This is a genomic window from Bradyrhizobium sp. LA2.1 (assembly GCF_040547725.1).
Lineage (GTDB): Bacteria > Pseudomonadota > Alphaproteobacteria > Rhizobiales > Xanthobacteraceae > Bradyrhizobium > Bradyrhizobium barranii.
The window spans coordinates 121,686-137,808 of record NZ_JBEPQI010000029.1; the positions used below are offsets into that span (position 1 = coordinate 121,686).

The following is a 16,123-nucleotide window of genomic DNA, read 5'->3' on the forward strand; positions in this document are numbered from 1 at the left end:
CGACGCTCCAGTCCGTAGGAGTACGGGAAAACCCGCATAACGCTGCGAATGTCCTCAAGCGTTTCAGGGTTCAATAACAGAAGCGGTGGAAGTTCCGGCGATCGGAGATTTCTGCCGCATGACCGTCGCCTCACAAAGAGCCGGATGGAGCCGCCTGCCGTTGCGCGCGGCGGCGTTTGTCGTGCTCACTTGTGTGACCATCCTCGGCGTCAGCGGCTGGCGTGAATGGGCCGCGCGCGATGCCGTGCTCAAGGGCGCCGAGACCGAGATGGCGAATGTTGCGCGCTCGCTGACGCAGCATGCGGAGGACAGCCTCGACCTGCTGGATTCCGGCGTCGTCGGCGTCGTCAGTCGGCTGGAGATGGACGGCGCCGAACCCGCCACGATCGCCAAGCTCAGGAATTTGCTGGAGGCACGCAAGAAGGCGATCGCGCGCATTCACAGCCTCGCCATCATCGACGACCAGGGCAACTGGCTGACCTCGCCGGGCACGATCGGCTCGACGCTCAGCGACGACGCCTTCTTCCGTCATCACCTGCTGTCCTCGAAACGGGAGCCTCATGTCGGCCATCCGGTGCGGAGCCAGCTCGATGGCGAATGGGTCGTCACCCTGTCGCGCCGCTTCAACAAGCAGGACGGCAGCTTCGGCGGTGTCGTGCTTGCGACCATCAGCGCGAACTATCTCGCGCATTTCTACGAGCAGTTCGAGCTCGGCCGCAACAGCTCCGTGTCGCTCGTGCATGGCGACGGCATGATCATCGCGCGCAATCCAAGCAACGACAGGTTCGTCGGCCGCAGCGTCGCCGACACCCCGCTATTCCGCGACGCGAGCCTGCAGCAGCCGGGCGGCGCATACCATTTCAGGTCGCCGCTGGACGGCGCCGAGCGCGTCAGCTTCTTCAAGCGCTCTGGCCGTTATCCGCTCGTCCTGCTTGCCATGGTCGACAAGGCCGAGCTGCTGGCGCCCTGGCGAGCCGCGGCGATCTCTCGCATGCTCTACGTGCTCGCGCTGGTCGTGCTGATCGCGGTCATCGGTGCGGTGCTGGTGCGGCAGTTGCAGCGGGGCCAGCGCATGGCCGCGGCCCTGGTCGAGAAAGAGGCGCATTTCCGCCTGCTCGCCGAAGGCTCCAGCGACATGGTGACCCGCATCGGGCTCGACGAGCGGCTGCGCTATGTCTCGCCCTCGTCGGTTCGCGTCGTCGGCTGGCGGCCCAATCAGCTGATCGGAACGCCGGCGCTCGCCGGCATCCATGCGGATGATCGGCCGCAGGTCCAGGCGGTCGTCGATGCCATGAAGCGTGGCGAAAAGGACGAGGCGCGCGTCACCTATCGCAACGCGCACCGGCAAAACTCGGAAGTCTGGCTCGAATCGACCATGCGGGTGACGCGCAAGGAAAACGGCAACGTCGACGGGGTGGTCGCGATCTCGCGCGACATCACCGAGCAGAAGAAGCTGGAGACCAGGCTCGAGACGCTTGCGATCGAGGACAGCCTCACCGGGCTCGCCAACCGCCGCCGTTTCGACGAACGGTTGAAGGAGGAATGGGCGCGCGCCTATCGCGACCGCTCCAGCCTCGCTTTGCTGATGATCGACGTCGACCACTTCAAGGCCTACAACGACGAATACGGCCACCCCGCGGGCGATGCCTGTCTGCGCGTGGTGGCGAAGGTCATCGCGGCCGAGATGCAGCGCGCCGGAGATCTGGCTGCGCGCTACGGCGGTGAGGAATTCGCCATGTTGCTGCCGAACACCGATGCCGCCGGCTGCGCGCGGATCGGCGAGCGGATCCGCCGGGCGATCCGCGAGGCGGGCCTCGTCCACAGTACCAATCACGCGTCGGGCTGCGTCACCGCTTCGCTTGGCGGCGCGGCCTGCCGGCCCGCGCTGGAACGCACCGCCGGCGTGGGCTCGCTCGTCGAGGCCGCCGATCAGGCGCTCTATGCGGCGAAGCAGGGCGGGCGCGACCGCCTGATGATGTCGGTCGAGGTGGCGAGCCTGCTGCCGAAGGCGTCAGGGCTATAGCCCATCATCCTCAATAATGCGGCGGGGGCTCGTTGGCAGGGCCCGGCGCATTCGTCTCGGCTTCCTGAAGTCGCTCGCCGAGCTCCGCGATCTTCCGCGTCAGCGCGTCGATCTGCTTCCACTGCGCGGTGATCGTCTGGTTGAGCGTCTCGATCGTATCGTCCTGATAGGCGATGCGTGTCTCCAGCGTGTCGATCCGTTCGCCCAGCGCCTTGATGTCACTCGTCACGGTCGTGCCCCAATTCCTGTTCGCGTAGGCCCCGTTCGCGCAAGCCATGACCGAGTGCGACGCGCTCGTCGAATACAAAACATTCACCGCGCCAGCGGCTCTGCGCCTCCGGCACCTCTTCCAGATATTTGAGAATACCGCCCTTGAGGTGATAGACCTCGGCAAAGCCGCGCGCGAGCAGATGCGCGCTCGCCTTCTCGCAGCGGATGCCGCCGGTGCAGAACATCGCGATCCTGCGATGCTTGGCCGGATCGAGCTGCTCGGCGGCAAAATCCTTGAACTGACCAAAGCTCTTGATTTCAGGATCGACCGCACCCTCGAACGTCCCCATCGCGACCTCGAAGGCGTTGCGGGTGTCGAGCACCAGCGTATCGGGTGCTGTGATCAGCGCGTTCCATTCGGCGGCCGCGACGTACGTGCCGACCTGCCGCGTCGGATCGGCGGCCTCGTCGCCGAGCGTGACGATCTCCTTCTTCAGCCGCACCTTGAGCCGGCCGAACGGTATCGCCTCGGCGGTCGAGAATTTCAGCTCGAGATTGTTCAGCCGGCCGCCGAACAGGGCGCCGTGCGCGAGCTCGTGGACGAAGGCGTCGATCGCCTCGGGCGCACCCGCAATCGTGCCGTTGATACCTTCCTGGGCGAGCAGCACGCTGCCCTTGAGCGTGAGGCCTGCGCAGAACGCGCGCAACGGCTCGCGCAGCGCGCGGTAATCGGGCAGGGCGGCGAATTGGTAAAAGGCGGCGACCTTGTGGATCATGGCGGCTCGTTTAGCAGGCGGCCGCCGCCCAGAAAACCCGCAAGGCCCCGGACGGCAAAAGGTCTATACGCCCAGCGGATGGCAGCTATTTCGCTGGTATGCCAGCATTGCCCCGGCGGGCCGGAATGTGTCATGTAGGCCCGGTTTTTCCGAGACGGCGCGCCCTCCGCGCCGACGGCCCAAGAGAGCCCCCCAAGAGAGCCCTGAGAGAGCAAAACTTCGATGAGAAACTTCCATTTCCCCGGCAGGTCCACGGTCCACGCCACCAACGCGATGGTCGCGACCTCGCATCCGCAGGCCTCCCTGGCCGCGATCGAGGTGCTGCGCGAGGGCGGTACGGCGGTGGACGCGGCGGTGGCGGGTTCGGCGCTGCTCGGCGTGATCGAGCCGCAATCGACCGGCATCGGCGGCGACTGCTTTGCGCTGATCCAGCCGCGCGGCGAGGGCAAGATCATCGCCTATAACGGCTCCGGCCGGGCCCCGAAGGCGGCGAACGCCGACTGGTATCTCGAGCGCAAGATCAATTCCGTACCGCTGACCTCGGCGCATGCGGTCTCGATCCCCGGCGTGATCGACGCCTTCGCGACCGTGCTGCGCGATCACGGCAAGTTCGGCTTCGACCGCCTGCTCCAGCCCGCGATCAAGGCGGCGGAAGAGGGTTACGTCGTCGCCCCGCGCATCGCCTTCGACTGGAAGAACCAGTTCGAGAAGCTGAAGGGTGGCACCAACACCGTGCGTTACCTGTTGCCGGGCGGCAAGCCGCCGGTCGCCGGCGACATCATCCGCCAGGCCGAGCTCGGCAAGACGCTGCGCGCGATCGCCAAGGACGGCCGCGATGCCTTCTACAAGGGCGCGATCGCGGAGGACATGGTCGAGACCCTCAGGGAGATCGGCGGCCTGCACACGCTCGACGATTTCGCCGCCCACACCACCGAGACGACGACGCCGATCGGCACCAATTACAAGGGTTACGACGTCTGGCAGTGCCCGCCGAACGGCCCGGGCGTCACCGCGCTCTTGATGCTCAACATCCTGTCGCGGTTCGACCTGACCAAGTACGCGCCGCTCAGCATCGAGCGCTTCCATCTCGAAGCCGAAGCCGCGCGCATCGCCTACATGAATCGCGAGATGCATGTCGCTGATCCCGACCATATGAAGATCGACGTCGCCGAAATGCTCGCGAAGGGCTTTGCCGACGAGTACATCAGCAAGATCCGCATGGACGGCATGCTCGACCTGCCGAACGTCGCGCCGCCGATGAATCCCTCGACCATCTACATCACGGTCGTGGACAAGGACCGCAACGTCTGCTCGTTCATCAATTCGATCGCGCATTCCTTCGGCTCGGCGATCGTCTCGAACAAGACCGGCGTGCTGTTCCAGAACCGCGCCGGCGGCTTCCGCATCCAGCCCGGCCATCCCAATTGCATCGCCGGCGGCAAGCGCCCGCTGCACACGATCATGCCGAGCCTCCTCACCAAGGGCGGCCGCTCCGTGATGCCGTTCGCGGTGATGGGCGGACAGTACCAGCCTGTCGGCCAGACCCACGTCGTGACCAACATCCTCGACTATGGCTGCGACGTGCAGGAGGCGATCGACATGCCGCGCGGTCTGCACTACGAGGGCCAGTACCAGCTCGAGGACAGCGTACCTGCCGATATCGTCGAAGGCCTGAAAAAGCTCGGCCACAAGACCACCAGCGTGGTCGGCCCGCTCGGCGGCGCCCAGGCGATCTGGATCGACTGGGACAAGGGCACGCTCACCGGCGGTTCCGATCCGCGCAAGGACGGCTGCGCGCTGGGCTATTAAGGGCCGAGGGCTGGAAACGATTGCTTCGTTGCGCTAGACACCTTCCGCCTCAAACGGAAGGTCTCTTATGCAGCGTTTCCAGCGCGCGCTCCTCGCCATCATGTCGGCACTCGCGATCACCGTGATCGGCAGCGTGTCGACATTCGTTTCCACCACGGCCTCGGCCCAGACCGCAGGAAAGACCATGACCACAGCTTCAGGCTTGCAGACCATTGATAGCGTTGTCGGCACCGGCGCCTCGCCGAAGCCCGGCCAGATCTGCGTGATGCACTACACCGGCTGGCTCTACGAGAACGGCCAGAAGGGCAAGAAATTCGACTCGTCGGTCGACCGGAACGAGCCGTTCGAGTTTCCGATCGGCAAGGGCCGTGTCATCGCCGGCTGGGACGAGGGCGTTGCCACGATGAAGGTCGGCGGCAAGCGTACGCTGATCATCCCGCCGCAGCTCGGCTACGGCGCCCGCGGCGCCGGTGGCGTGATCCCGCCGAACGCGACTTTGATGTTCGACGTGGAATTGCTCGCGGTGAAGTGAACCGCACGTCCCCACGGAAACAAAAAGACCGGCCTCGCGGCCGGTCTTTTCGCTTTCAGATTGATGCGGGTCACTCCGCCGCGCGCTTTGCCGCAGCCGCGGCGCGATCGATTGCTTCCTTCGCGGCGTCCTTGGCGTCGCCCATGGCCTGCTGGCCCTTGCCCTTCACTTCCTGGACCACGCCTTCGCCCTTCAGGCGATCGGAACCGGTGGCTTCACCGATGCCCTGCTTGGCCTTGCCGATTGCCTCGTTGGCGGTGCCCTTGATCTTGTCGCTCGTGCTACCCATGAAACTCTCCTTCCAGTTGGCTCGCGAAAACAACGCCTGCCGACTACGAGAGTTCCGATTTTGGGTATGGCTTGATAGGCCCGCTTTGGTTAGCTTGCCGCGCACGGAACCAACAGAAAGCAAGTCCCATGACCGGCCATGACCACACGCATTCCCACCATGACCACGATCATGACGATCGCTGGAAACATGACGGCGTGCGCGTCATTCCCGGCAATCAGCTCGATACCAACGTGCCGTCGACGGCGGGCATGGACCGTGCGGCCGCGATCAATTTCGCGCGCGTCGGCGCGCAGAAATTGTGGGCGGGCACGGTCAGCATCAAGCCGGACGCCAAGACCGGTGCGCATCACCACGGCCATCTCGAAAGCGTCATCTACGTGGTGAAGGGCAAGGCGCGGATGCGCTGGGGCGAGAGCCTGCAATTCACGGCGGAGGCCGGCCCCGGCGATTTCATCTTCGTCCCGCCTTACGTGCCGCATCAGGAGATCAACGCCAGCCGGGACGAGGTGCTGGAATGCGTGCTGGTGCGCAGCGACGGCGAGGCGGTCGCGATCAACCTCGACATCGAGCCGGTCGAGAAGCCCGAGACCGTGCTGTGGATCGACCCCGTGCACCGGGATCCCAACGAGAAGAAGTAAGGGCCTGAAAGCCTGCTGGTTTTGTGTGACAGAACCACGCAGGCACAGCCTTTAAAAAATATCCGGAAGCCGTGTCGGATGGCCGCTGGGCCATCCGTCCTTGGGCAGAACCCCCGCCCAAGGAGCCTCCGATGCCCAAAATGATCTTCGTCAATCTGCCGGTGACCGACCTCAAGCGCGCGACGGCCTTTTACGAGGCGGTCGGTGCGGTCAGGAACCCGCAATTCAGCGACGAGACGGCGAGCTGCATGGTCTTCTCCGAGACCATCTTCGCCATGCTCCTGACCCACGACAAATTCCGCAAGTTCACGCCGAAGCCGATCGCGGATGCCAAGACCTCCAACCAGGTGCTGCTCTGCCTCTCGGCCGACAGCCGCGACGAGGTCGATGACGTCGTCGGCAAGGCCGAGGCCGCGGGCGGTGTGGCCGATCCCAGCCCGAAGGACGAATACAGCTTCATGTACGGCCGCAGCTTCGAGGATCCGGACGGTCATATGTGGGGCGTGAACTGGATGGACATGGCAGCCTTCGCCGCGCAGTCCGACATGGCGAACGCCTGACCGAAGCCAACGAACATCGACCATCTGAAGAGGAGCATTCACGATGTCCAAGCTCGTGCCCTGCATGTGGTTCAACGGCGATGCCGAGGAAGCCGCGAAGTTCTACGTGTCGCTCGTTCCGAACTCGGAAATCACGCACGTCCAGCGCAACGTTTCGGACGGCCCGTCCGGCAAGACAGGCTCCGTGCTCGTCGTCGAGTTCACGGTGGCCGGGCAGCCCCTGCTCGCGCTCAACGGCGGCATGAAGGTGGAATATACCCACGCAATCTCGCTGATGATCCATTGCGACGACCAGGCTCAGGTCGATAGCGTCTGGAGCGCGTTCCTTGCTCATGGCGGCAAGGAGCAGCAGTGCGGCTGGATCAGCGATCGCTGGGGCGTATCCTGGCAGGTGGTGCCGAAGGTGATGTTCGAATTCCTGTCGAGCCCAGACAAGGCTGCGGCTGCGCGCGCGATGCAGGCCATGATGAAGATGGTGAAGCTCGATGTGGAAGTGCTGCGGCGGGCGTTCGAGGGCAAGTCGGCGGCGTGAGGCCTATGGCCTTGCCACATGCTCACGGTCATCGCCCGGCTTGACCGGGCGATCCAGTATTCCAGAGACGTTTGAGTGATGCGGAGAAGCTGCGGCGTACTGGATGCCCCGCCTTCGCGGGGCATGACAGCGGAATTTGGGGCGAGATCCCGCCTAGTAATTAATCCTCAGCCCCACGCCGCCATGGATGGTGTTCCCCACCGGCTGCGGGCCCAGCGTGCCGTTGGCGAACAGGTCGACGATCCAGCCCTTCTGCACGCGGAAGCCGAGGCGGCCGCCGTATTCGAACCAACCCTGGTTGCCCATCGTCGGCACCACCAGGCCGTCGCCGGTCACGGTGGCGACGATGCCGCCATGGCTGGCGAAGGACTGCACCCAGCCGCCATTGATGTTGGTCTCGATGTTGCTGCCGAAGAGGTGCGTCCACTGGCCGCCGATCTTGACCAGGCTGGTGCGGTCGGTGCCGGTCGCAATGGAGGCGTCGAACGGATTGAACGCCACGGCGCTGTCCGAATAGCCGGAGACGCGCTGCCAAAGCTGCCATACTTCGATCGAGGCCGCGAATTCGTCGCGCGGGGACACGCGGCTCATCCAGCCGGCACGGCCATAGACGGCGTAGTTCGACGCGTTGGTCGAGCCCGTGACGCTCACCGGCCCGAGGCTGGTGTTGTAGCTGCGGGTGTAGCGCGCCTTCTCCCACGGCGTCAGGATGGTGCCGACGTCGAAGAACGGGCGCGACGAGCCCCAGTCGGTGAAATCATAGCGCAGAGCGAAGGCGCCGATCGGCGCGCTGGTGATGTTGTAGCCGCCCTCGCTGTATTGCGTGTAGGCGATGCCGGCGAGCAGCGACAGGTTGTTGGTCAGCTCCTTGCGGCCGTGAATACCGGCCGAGAACGAGCCGGCCGAGCCGAATGCGCTGATGCAGTCGCTGCAATTGACCTGCTCGTTGACGCCGAGCAGCACCGTGCCGAGCACCCGGTTGGTGATCATCTGGTTGAAGCGCTGGTTGGCGAGGCCGCCGATCGAATTGCCGCTGGAGTCCGCGCCGGTCGGGCCCGAAGGTGGAGGTGGTGGATACGGGCTCGGCGAGGACGACGGATAGGGGCTTGGCGAAGGCGAGGGGGTCGGTGTGGGTGTCGGCGACGGCGAATAGGTCGGTGACGGTGAGGGCGTCGGCCCACCGCATTCGGACTCGCAAGACGCCTGCGCTGCCGCCGGTCGCGCATTGAACGCGAAGAACGCAAACGCAGCGGTTGCGGTCAGCGCGGCGGCGAGGACGAGGCGTCTGACGTCGAGTTTCGCCATCATCACCGCCCGCACAGCATGCCGTCGTCGTGGACGGCAGGCGTGATGGTCGGCGAGGCGTCCGCATACTGGTTGACCGAGCACAGCCCGGCGCTTGCGGCGCAGTTGGCGGCAAAGGTCCAGGGCGGCGTGTTGGTCTTGGTGATGCTGACCTTGCCGCCGGCCGAGGTGATGATTGCGGTGTCGCCGGGCTGGGTGAGCTGCACGCACTGGGAGCTGGTCGTGCAGACGCTGGCGGCGCCATCCTGAAGCACGACGACGGAGCGGCCGCGCTGGGAGAGGATGTCGAGCGTGGTGCCGCGCACGCCGATGGTCGCGAGCGGTGTCGTGATCTTGTAGGCGGTCTTTTCCGAATGTCCGGTGACGAAACGGAATGCGCCTGTGGTCATGCGGATCGCGACGTCGCGATAGCTGTGCTCGTCGTTGAAGACGGTGCGGTCGAGCTTCAGCGTGGCGCTAGGACCGAGCGACAGATTGGTGCTGTCGGCCATGACGAAGCGCGCAGCGCTACCGGCGCCGGTGCGCACAGTCTCGTCGCGCAGCATGCTGTCGCCGACACTGATCGGCGTCGTGGTCGTGGCCACGCGCACCACGTCGTTCTGGATCACGACGGCTTCGCCGACGCGCGTCTGTGCCTGCGCGCAAGGCGCCGCGCAGACGAGTGCCGACAACAGAGTGGGGAAAAGCCAGAAACGCAAATTCATTTCGCAACCGATCGATATGTCCCTGATCGTACCGGATCGCGCGCGCTTCTGATGTGGCGAAATTATCACAAGCAGCGCTGGACGTGCGTTATGCTTAGTGACAGTTGCGGCAGAATGCGTTCAATGAAAAGTGCCGTCTTTGTTTTTCTCCGCGGTGAAGCAGATTTGCCACGCAAAATAGCCCCACAGCAGCCGTTCGAATTGCCCGCGGTTCCGAAGGTGTCGCAGAGCGCAGTGATCGCTGTCGCGATTTTCCTGGTCGCGCATCTTGCGCTGCTGATCGGCCTGACGGCGCCGGAGAAGTTCGTCTTCGACGAGGTGCACTACGTGCCGGCGGCACGGCAGATGCTGGCACCCACGCTATCGCAACCGATGCTCAACCCGATGCATCCGCCGCTGGCCAAGGAGCTGATCGCGGCATCGATCGCAGCCTTCGGCGACAATGCGCTGGGCTGGCGCTATCCGTCGACCTTGTTCGGCGCGCTCGCGATCGTCGCGATCTATCTGTGCGGGCTCGCGCTGTTCTCCGCGCAAGGCCCGGCGATCGCCGCCGCGGCGATCGCGGGCTTCAACCAGATGCTTTACGTGCAGGCGCGTATCGCCATGCTGGACATTTACGCGCTCGGATTCGGCCTGCTCGCGATTGCCGCCTTCATGCACGGCTTTCGAAGAGAGCGCCCGCATGCGTTGTTCGCGCTCGCGGGCGCCTTGTTTGGTCTCGCCGCGGTTTGCAAATGGAGCGGCCTGTTTCCGCTCGGCATCTGCATCGTTGTGGTTGCGGTGATCCGGCTGATGCAGGGCTGGCGCACGCTGTTCGCCGACGCGAAGCCGAGTGACTGGTATCGGCCCGATCTCTGGCCCGATCTTCGCGTGCAGCATGTCGCGCTCTGCTTCGCCGTGCTGCCGGCGCTGACATATCTTGCCGCCTTCGTGCCGCTCTACGGAGCGTCGCTGCCGGATCTGATCGAGGCGCAGCGCCGGATATTCGCCGACAACACCACGACCGCGATCGCCGGCCATACCTATATGAGCGCGTGGCCATCCTGGCCGCTGCTCGCGCGCCCGGTGTGGTTCCTGTTCGACAAGACCTCGGAGAACAATGTCTCCGCGATCGTCTTCCTCGGCAATCCGCTGGTCGCGTGGCCGGCGCTGCTCGCGCTCGCCGTCGTGCTGCGCGACTTCATCGTCGCGCGGCGCTGGGATGCGTTCCTGATCGCGGCGTTCTATTTCGGCTCCTGGCTCGCCTGGGCTTTGCTGCCGCGCACGCTCGGCTTCCTCTACTATTATCTGCCGGCCGCAACGGTGGCGTCGCTTGCGCTGGTCTGTGTGCTGCGACGAGAGGGGCTGCCGCGCTGGCTGCTGTGGGCCTATGTCGGGGTCGCGGCGATCGGCTTTGCGGTGATGCTGCCGATCTCGGCGGCCTTCATCGGCACGTCCATGCAGACGTTCAACCGGTTGATGCTGTTCCAGAGCTGGATATGAAGCGCCGCCTGTCACGATCGTGGCAGGCGGCGTGTTTCACGCGGCGATGACTTGAATTTCACTTGGACAGTTTACTTGGACGCCGTCGTCTTGGCTTCCATGTTCACGACCTGAACGCGGCGGTTGATCGGGTCGGCGCCGTTGGCGGTGTCCTTCAGCTTGGTCTTGCCATAGCCGACGGTGACGAGGTCGGTGCCGTTGAGACCATAGTTCTGCACCAGGTACTTCTTGATGGTGTCGGCGCGCCGTTCGGAGAGGCCTTGATTGTACTCCTCGCCGCCGATCGCATCGGTGTGGCCGGCGACCACGAAGGTCGAGCCCTTCAGCGACGGATCGGACAGCGCCTTGCCGAGCGCCTGCACCGACGGCACCGACGTCTTGGCGATGTCGGCCGAGTTGTAGTCGAACTGGATCTCCAGATCGATCTTCGGCTTGGTCGCGGCGAGCTCGGCGATCTGCTCGCGCTCGCCCATCGAGAGCGACCGGGTCGAGCGGTTGCGCACCGTGTTCAGGAACGTCGCTTCCTTGGCCTGCACCGCCGGATCGGCCTGCGGACCGACGGACAGGCCGCGGGTCGCCGGCTTCGGCTTCAGCGCATCCAGAATCTGGTTGGCGGAGACGTTATCGCCGGCGAAAGCCACGCCCGCCGTCATCGACAGCGCGGCCGTGAGGGTAATCGCCTTCAGTCCAAAAAACTTATCAAAACGGGTCATTGTCGAATCCTCGCTGTTACGCCTGATGGCGATTTGATGTTGCGAGCGTAGGGAAGGTTCAACAGCCTCGATGTGATGCGGGTCACATTCCAGACGACCGAAATGACCCGTGCATCCTAGCGCCGGCGCCGATCGGCATCCATGGCATGTCGGGCCAGCGGCGGTGCCCTGCCACCGGGAAGAAGCGCCGTCTCATTCGGCATCGACAGCTGAACCGGCTGGACTCGCAGCCCGCGCAGGTACAATCTTTCGGCCATTGTTCGTCACCAGCCGTATTGCCCGCTGCGTCAGCAGCCCAAAAAGCGACCGTCGCAGCGACTCTCAGCTCGGTTCGAGCAGCAGAAATCCCCGAGTGATCCAGATCACAGTGCGTCGTTGTGAATTGGATCAGATTGCTCTCATCGGATCGGCTCAGGTCGAACCGAGAGCAGCGAGGAAGTTTGGATCAGGGGAGAATGATCATGCGCTTCTTGATCGCAGCAATTTCAATCGCAGTATTTCTCGTCAGCGGCAACGCGGCCTTCGCGGACAAGCGCGTCGCCTTCGTGGTCGGCAACGCCGCCTACAAGAACGTCCCGCAGCTTCCCAACCCCGCGATCGACTCCAAGGCGATGGCCAGGGTGCTGCGCAATGTCGGCTTCGACGTCGTCGAGGGCGCCAACCTCACCCGCGATGCCATGACCGCGAAGCTGCTGGAGTTCGGCAAGAAGAGCGAAGGCGCCGACGTCGCGGTGTTCTTCTATGCCGGCCACGGGATTGCCGTGAACGGCGTCAACTACCTGTTGCCGGTCGACGCCGACCTGAAATCCGAGATGGACGTCAAGCTGGGCGCGGCGATCAATGTCGACCTCACGCTCGATCAGACCATGTCGGACGCGAAGGTGAAGCTCGTGTTCCTGGACGCCTGCCGCGACAATCCGTTCGCGGCAAAGATCCGCTCGGCCAAGGCCACCCGCTCCGTCAACGTCCAGACCGGTCTTGCCGAGATGAAGTCGGGCGAGGGCACGCTGATTGCCTTTGCCACCGGCCCCGGCCAGACCGCGCTCGACGGCGAGGCCGGCACCAACAGCCCGTTCACCCGCGCGCTCGTCGCCAACATTGCCCAGCCCGGGATCGAGATCCAGCAGGCGATGACCAAGGTCCGTGCCCAGGTCAGTGACGAGACCAGCAAGGGGCAATTGCCCTGGGGGCACACCAACCTCACGGGCAACGTCTATCTCAATCCGGTCGGCGTGCCGGCTGCGGCCACGACCGATCCGTCGAACGCACCGGTGTCGGCCGCGAGCAAGCAAGGCTCCGACGTCGAGCTCGAGTTCTGGCGCTCGATCAGGGACTCCAACAAGGTCGAGGAGCTCAATGCCTATCTCACCAGCTATCCCAACGGCACGTTCAAATCGATCGCGCTCGCCCGCATCGCGGCGTTGCAGGATGGCCCATCCATCACCACCCGCAACCTCTCGGCCGGGATCGATCCCGCGACCTTTACCGAAGAAGCCAACCAGGTGTCTGAAGACCAGATCGGTCTGGACAAGAACCAGCGCCGCGACGTGCAGCGCCGCCTCACCGGGCTCGGCTTCGACGTCAAGGCGACGGGCAAGTTCGACGATGAGACCCGTTCCGTGATGAGGCGGTGGCAGGCTGCCCGTGGCTATCCTGCGACCGGTTATCTCAACAAGCTCCAGCACAAGGCCCTGCTGTCGGAGATTGTCTCGACCCGCGCGGCCTCCTCCGAACAGGCAGACGACGAGCCGGCGCGTCGCCGGTCCTCCGGCGGTGGCGGCCGGCGCCATTACGGCGGTGGCGGTGCCGGTCCGCCAGGCGGCCCCGGCGGTCTGTTCGGCGGTATGATGGGCGGGTTGTTCGGCCGCCGCTGAGCCGGCAGGCAAGCAACAGGCGGCCCGGCTCGGGCCGCCAATTTGTTCCGGAAACCCTTGCTCACCGATCGTCGCAAAGCCGTCGCGTGATGGCCTGCGTGCGAACAAGAATTCGGCCAGTTGGGCGCCTAGCAGGACTCCGCGTCCAATAACCGCCGAGGAACGGAGCCGAGTTCAGTCCAGTGCCCAGGCCGAGTGATTACCAGTTCTATCGTGGCGGCCCGCCGGATCGGACAGTCTTTCTGAGCTCAATGCCCATCTATGTCGGTGCGGCGATGATCGCGGTGGCGATCCTGCTGTCCACGCTGATCACCGGGCTGACCAGCCGCTATGTCGGCCTCGACGGTCCGAACGACGAGAACATGTGGCTGGTCGACCGCCTCACCGGCAGCGTCTATCGCTGCCAGGCGGACGGGCGTGGCAAGGCGTCCTGCGAACCTGACGTTGCCACCGGCAGCCTCGGTGACCGGCCCAAGGTGCAAAAGAACGGCAATTGAGGCCTTGCACCTTCGCAGCGCAGCCATGGCCAACACCGTTATGAGCAACGGCAAGATGAAGAGCGCCTGCATGCATTAAATGAAGGCGCAGAAGGCCATGTCGATGAAGTAAGGCGCGAGGCGCGCACGGTTCGGCCGCGCTGTCAGCAGTTGGCGCGCGGCTTTTTTTGAGATAGCTTCTTTGGCGTCTCTCTTTTTCCTGGCGCGAATCCGGCTACATTGCCTCCTGCAATGTCACGCGCGCCCAAACCCTTTCCGATCCCCGCGACACAGGCCCGGCAGATCTGGCTGCATGCCCAGCGGCTGGACGAGCGCGCGCCGTTCGGGGAGGGCGCGCGCGCGGTGGCGGATGCGATCGACCATCTCGGTTATGTGCAGATCGACACCATCAACGTGATCGAGCGCAGCCACCACCACATCCTGTTCAGCCGCATCCCGTCCTACCGGCGTGCCGATCTGCGCCAGGCCCAGAGCGCCGACAGGAGCGTGTTCGAATACTGGACCCATGCACTGTCCTATGTGCCGGCGAACGATTTTCGCTTCTTCCTGCCGGCGATGCGCGAGCACCGGCGCGAAGGGCACAAATGGTACGCCTCGGTCAAGCCGGCCGATACGCGCAAGGTGATGCGGCTCCTGCGTGCCGGTCCGCTGACGATCCGCGACATCGAGGACGACGTGCTCACCGAGAAGGAGCATCTCTGGCAGAGCCGAAAACCCTCGAAGCGCGCGCTACAACTCGCCTTCTACACCGGCGTCGCGACCGTCAGCGCGCGCCAGGGCATGCTCAAGACCTATGAGCTGATGACGCGGCACTTCGGCTGGGACAAGCTGCCGAAGCCGGCGTCGGCGAGAGACATCACGGCCTATCTGCTCGACCGCGCGCTGCGGTCGCAGGGCGTGGTCAGCCTGGATTCGATCTGCCACCTCGATGCGCCGAGCAAGAAGGCGATCGCTCAGCTGGTCGCCTCACGCGTCCGCCGCGGCGAGCTCGTGCCCGTTGCGATCGAGGGCGCGGGCAAGCAGGAGCATTGGGCCGCGCCTGCGGCGCTGGAGCCGGGTGAGGGCGCTGCGCCCGATCTCGTTCACATCCTCTCGCCGTTCGATCCCCTGATCATCCAGCGCAAACGCACCAATCTGTTCTTCGGCTACAACCACCTGTTCGAAGCCTATGTGCCGAAGGCCAAGCGCAAGCTCGGCTATTTCGCGTTGCCCGTGCTGGTGGGCGACGAGATCGTCGCGGCGCTTGACCTCAAGACCGACCGTCAGGCGAAGAAGCTGTTGATGCAGAAATGGACCTGGGTTGGGCAGGGGAAGAAGACGGCGGGGCGCAAGGAGCTGAAGCGCGTGATCGAGGAGGAGCTCGATCGCTTCGAGCGGTTTCAATTGGCGGAGTGAAGCGCGCTCTCGCCACGGCTTCGGTCTCGTAGGGTGGGCAAAGCGACTTGTCCGCCGTAGCTCGAAGAGCGAAGGCGGAAGCGTGCCCACCATCGTGGTTCGCGAAGGAGAATGGTGGGCACGGCGCTAACGCGCCTTTGCCCACCCTACAAGACCATCAATCCAAACGCCGAACGCAATCCCGACCGCATAGGCCACCAGATTCCACAGCGAGAAGATCCGTCCTAACAGCAGCGCGCCCGCGGTGGTGAGCCGAAGCGCATCGAGCCAGGGCGCATGCACCAGCCGGGAGAACTCGACGGCGATCGCGATCGCCACGGCGATGGCTGCAAGTCGGCTCCGCGACATCCCCGGCAGCAACACCCCAACCAGCAGAAACACCATCGTCGCCCACAGCAGCGAGCCGCCATACTTCACGACGAAGGCGGGAAGCCCGAGCGGAAAGCCGTACCAGCGCAACGACAGCCCGCAGGCGATCACGGCCAGCGCGAGGGCGGCGCGGGTCAGCGACTTCCGTCGCAGCGCAACAGGTTTATCCGGTTGCGCCCCGTGCATTGCTCGCTCCATTGACTCTTTGCCCGCGATGCTCAAAACCGCCTATCAGAGCGTTTTCGAGCGAAGTGGATACCGGTTCGCGTAAGGAAAACGCGTCAGAACAAGAAACCTAGAGCCGTGGGGGGGGGGGGGGGGGGGGGGGGGGGGCGGGGGGGGGGGGGGCCCGGGCCCCCCCCGGGGGGGGGGGGGGGGGGTACGGGCGGGGGGTTTTGTGGGGGGCGCCCCC

Annotated in this window: 17 protein-coding genes; 10 read left to right on the forward strand and 7 right to left on the reverse strand. The window is 64.8% G+C overall.

All coding sequences use genetic code 11. From position 1 onward, the window contains the following. The first annotated feature begins 118 nt into the window (after positions 1–118). Complete coding sequence (locus tag ABIB95_RS39300) at positions 119–2,023, forward strand: diguanylate cyclase domain-containing protein (RefSeq protein ID WP_354247969.1); 1,905 nt, start codon at positions 119–121, stop codon at positions 2,021–2,023. A 10-nt stretch (positions 2,024–2,033) separates the two neighbouring features. Here ABIB95_RS39300 and ABIB95_RS39305 read toward each other — a convergent pair whose 3' ends face one another. After that, positions 2,034–2,252, reverse strand: coding sequence for a SlyX family protein (locus ABIB95_RS39305; protein WP_028148580.1), 219 nt, complete (start codon positions 2,250–2,252; stop codon positions 2,034–2,036). Further along, a complete protein-coding gene (gene trhO, locus ABIB95_RS39310; protein WP_354247973.1) occupies positions 2,242–3,009 on the reverse strand; it encodes an oxygen-dependent tRNA uridine(34) hydroxylase TrhO in 768 nt (255 codons plus the stop codon). The genes ABIB95_RS39305 and trhO overlap by 11 nt, the downstream gene beginning before the upstream one ends. 222 nt (positions 3,010–3,231) lie before the next feature. Here trhO and ggt point away from each other — a divergent pair, with 222 nt between their 5' ends. Together ggt and ABIB95_RS39320 are read left to right on the forward strand one after the other, a co-directional pair. Continuing rightward, a complete protein-coding gene (gene ggt, locus ABIB95_RS39315) occupies positions 3,232–4,818 on the forward strand; it encodes a gamma-glutamyltransferase (protein ID WP_354247976.1) in 1,587 nt (528 codons plus the stop codon). A 67-nt stretch (positions 4,819–4,885) separates the two neighbouring features. Further along, the gene (locus tag ABIB95_RS39320; protein WP_259258811.1) at positions 4,886–5,350 is read left to right on the forward strand and encodes an FKBP-type peptidyl-prolyl cis-trans isomerase; all 465 of its coding nucleotides are present in this window, start codon (positions 4,886–4,888) and stop codon (positions 5,348–5,350) included. A gap of 70 nt (positions 5,351–5,420) precedes the next feature. Here the strand turns inward: ABIB95_RS39320 and ABIB95_RS39325 are convergent, their stop codons facing one another. Further along, entirely contained in the window at positions 5,421–5,639 is a 219-nt protein-coding gene (locus tag ABIB95_RS39325; protein ID WP_028148583.1) for a CsbD family protein, read from the reverse strand. A gap of 128 nt (positions 5,640–5,767) precedes the next feature. On the opposite strand from ABIB95_RS39325, the gene ABIB95_RS39330 reads away from it, so the two are divergent. The 3 genes from ABIB95_RS39330 to ABIB95_RS39340 all read left to right on the forward strand — a co-directional run bounded on the left by ABIB95_RS39330 (position 5,768) and on the right by ABIB95_RS39340 (position 7,372). Next, a complete protein-coding gene (locus ABIB95_RS39330) occupies positions 5,768–6,280 on the forward strand; it encodes a cupin domain-containing protein (protein ID WP_028148584.1) in 513 nt (170 codons plus the stop codon). A gap of 131 nt (positions 6,281–6,411) precedes the next feature. Then, positions 6,412–6,840 (forward strand): VOC family protein, encoded by a 429-nt coding sequence (locus tag ABIB95_RS39335; RefSeq protein ID WP_014497472.1) that lies wholly within the window; start codon positions 6,412–6,414, stop codon positions 6,838–6,840. A 43-nt stretch (positions 6,841–6,883) separates the two neighbouring features. Further along, positions 6,884–7,372: a VOC family protein gene (locus ABIB95_RS39340; protein WP_354247980.1), complete on the forward strand. Its 489-nt coding sequence runs from the start codon at positions 6,884–6,886 to the stop codon at positions 7,370–7,372. Positions 7,373–7,525: 153 nt separating this feature from the next. Here ABIB95_RS39340 and ABIB95_RS39345 read toward each other — a convergent pair whose 3' ends face one another. Both ABIB95_RS39345 and ABIB95_RS39350 read right to left on the reverse strand, forming a co-directional pair. Continuing rightward, positions 7,526–8,677: a hypothetical protein gene (locus ABIB95_RS39345; protein ID WP_354247983.1), complete on the reverse strand. Its 1,152-nt coding sequence runs from the start codon at positions 8,675–8,677 to the stop codon at positions 7,526–7,528. Positions 8,678–8,679: 2 nt separating this feature from the next. Next, the gene (locus ABIB95_RS39350; protein ID WP_354247986.1) at positions 8,680–9,381 is read right to left on the reverse strand and encodes a FecR family protein; all 702 of its coding nucleotides are present in this window, start codon (positions 9,379–9,381) and stop codon (positions 8,680–8,682) included. 51 nt (positions 9,382–9,432) lie between these two features. Between ABIB95_RS39350 and ABIB95_RS39355 the strand changes: the two genes are divergently transcribed. Beyond that, positions 9,433–10,863, forward strand: coding sequence for a phospholipid carrier-dependent glycosyltransferase (locus ABIB95_RS39355; protein WP_354247989.1), 1,431 nt, complete (start codon positions 9,433–9,435; stop codon positions 10,861–10,863). 71 nt (positions 10,864–10,934) lie between these two features. On the opposite strand, the gene ABIB95_RS39360 is transcribed toward ABIB95_RS39355, so the two are convergent. Continuing rightward, positions 10,935–11,576, reverse strand: a complete 642-nt coding sequence (locus ABIB95_RS39360) for an OmpA family protein (RefSeq protein ID WP_354247993.1) — start codon at positions 11,574–11,576, stop codon at positions 10,935–10,937. A gap of 461 nt (positions 11,577–12,037) precedes the next feature. Between ABIB95_RS39360 and ABIB95_RS39365 the strand changes: the two genes are divergently transcribed. From ABIB95_RS39365 to ABIB95_RS39375, 3 genes are all read left to right on the forward strand, one after another. Further along, complete coding sequence (locus tag ABIB95_RS39365; RefSeq protein WP_085399127.1) at positions 12,038–13,450, forward strand: caspase family protein; 1,413 nt, start codon at positions 12,038–12,040, stop codon at positions 13,448–13,450. A gap of 251 nt (positions 13,451–13,701) precedes the next feature. Beyond that, entirely contained in the window at positions 13,702–13,947 is a 246-nt protein-coding gene (locus tag ABIB95_RS39370; RefSeq protein WP_208085066.1) for a hypothetical protein, read from the forward strand. A gap of 231 nt (positions 13,948–14,178) precedes the next feature. Continuing rightward, the gene (locus ABIB95_RS39375; protein ID WP_354247997.1) at positions 14,179–15,342 is read left to right on the forward strand and encodes a winged helix-turn-helix domain-containing protein; all 1,164 of its coding nucleotides are present in this window, start codon (positions 14,179–14,181) and stop codon (positions 15,340–15,342) included. A 126-nt stretch (positions 15,343–15,468) separates the two neighbouring features. Here ABIB95_RS39375 and ABIB95_RS39380 read toward each other — a convergent pair whose 3' ends face one another. Continuing rightward, positions 15,469–15,897: a ribosomal maturation YjgA family protein gene (locus tag ABIB95_RS39380; RefSeq protein ID WP_354248000.1), complete on the reverse strand. Its 429-nt coding sequence runs from the start codon at positions 15,895–15,897 to the stop codon at positions 15,469–15,471. Between the last annotated feature and the right edge of the window lie 226 nt (positions 15,898–16,123).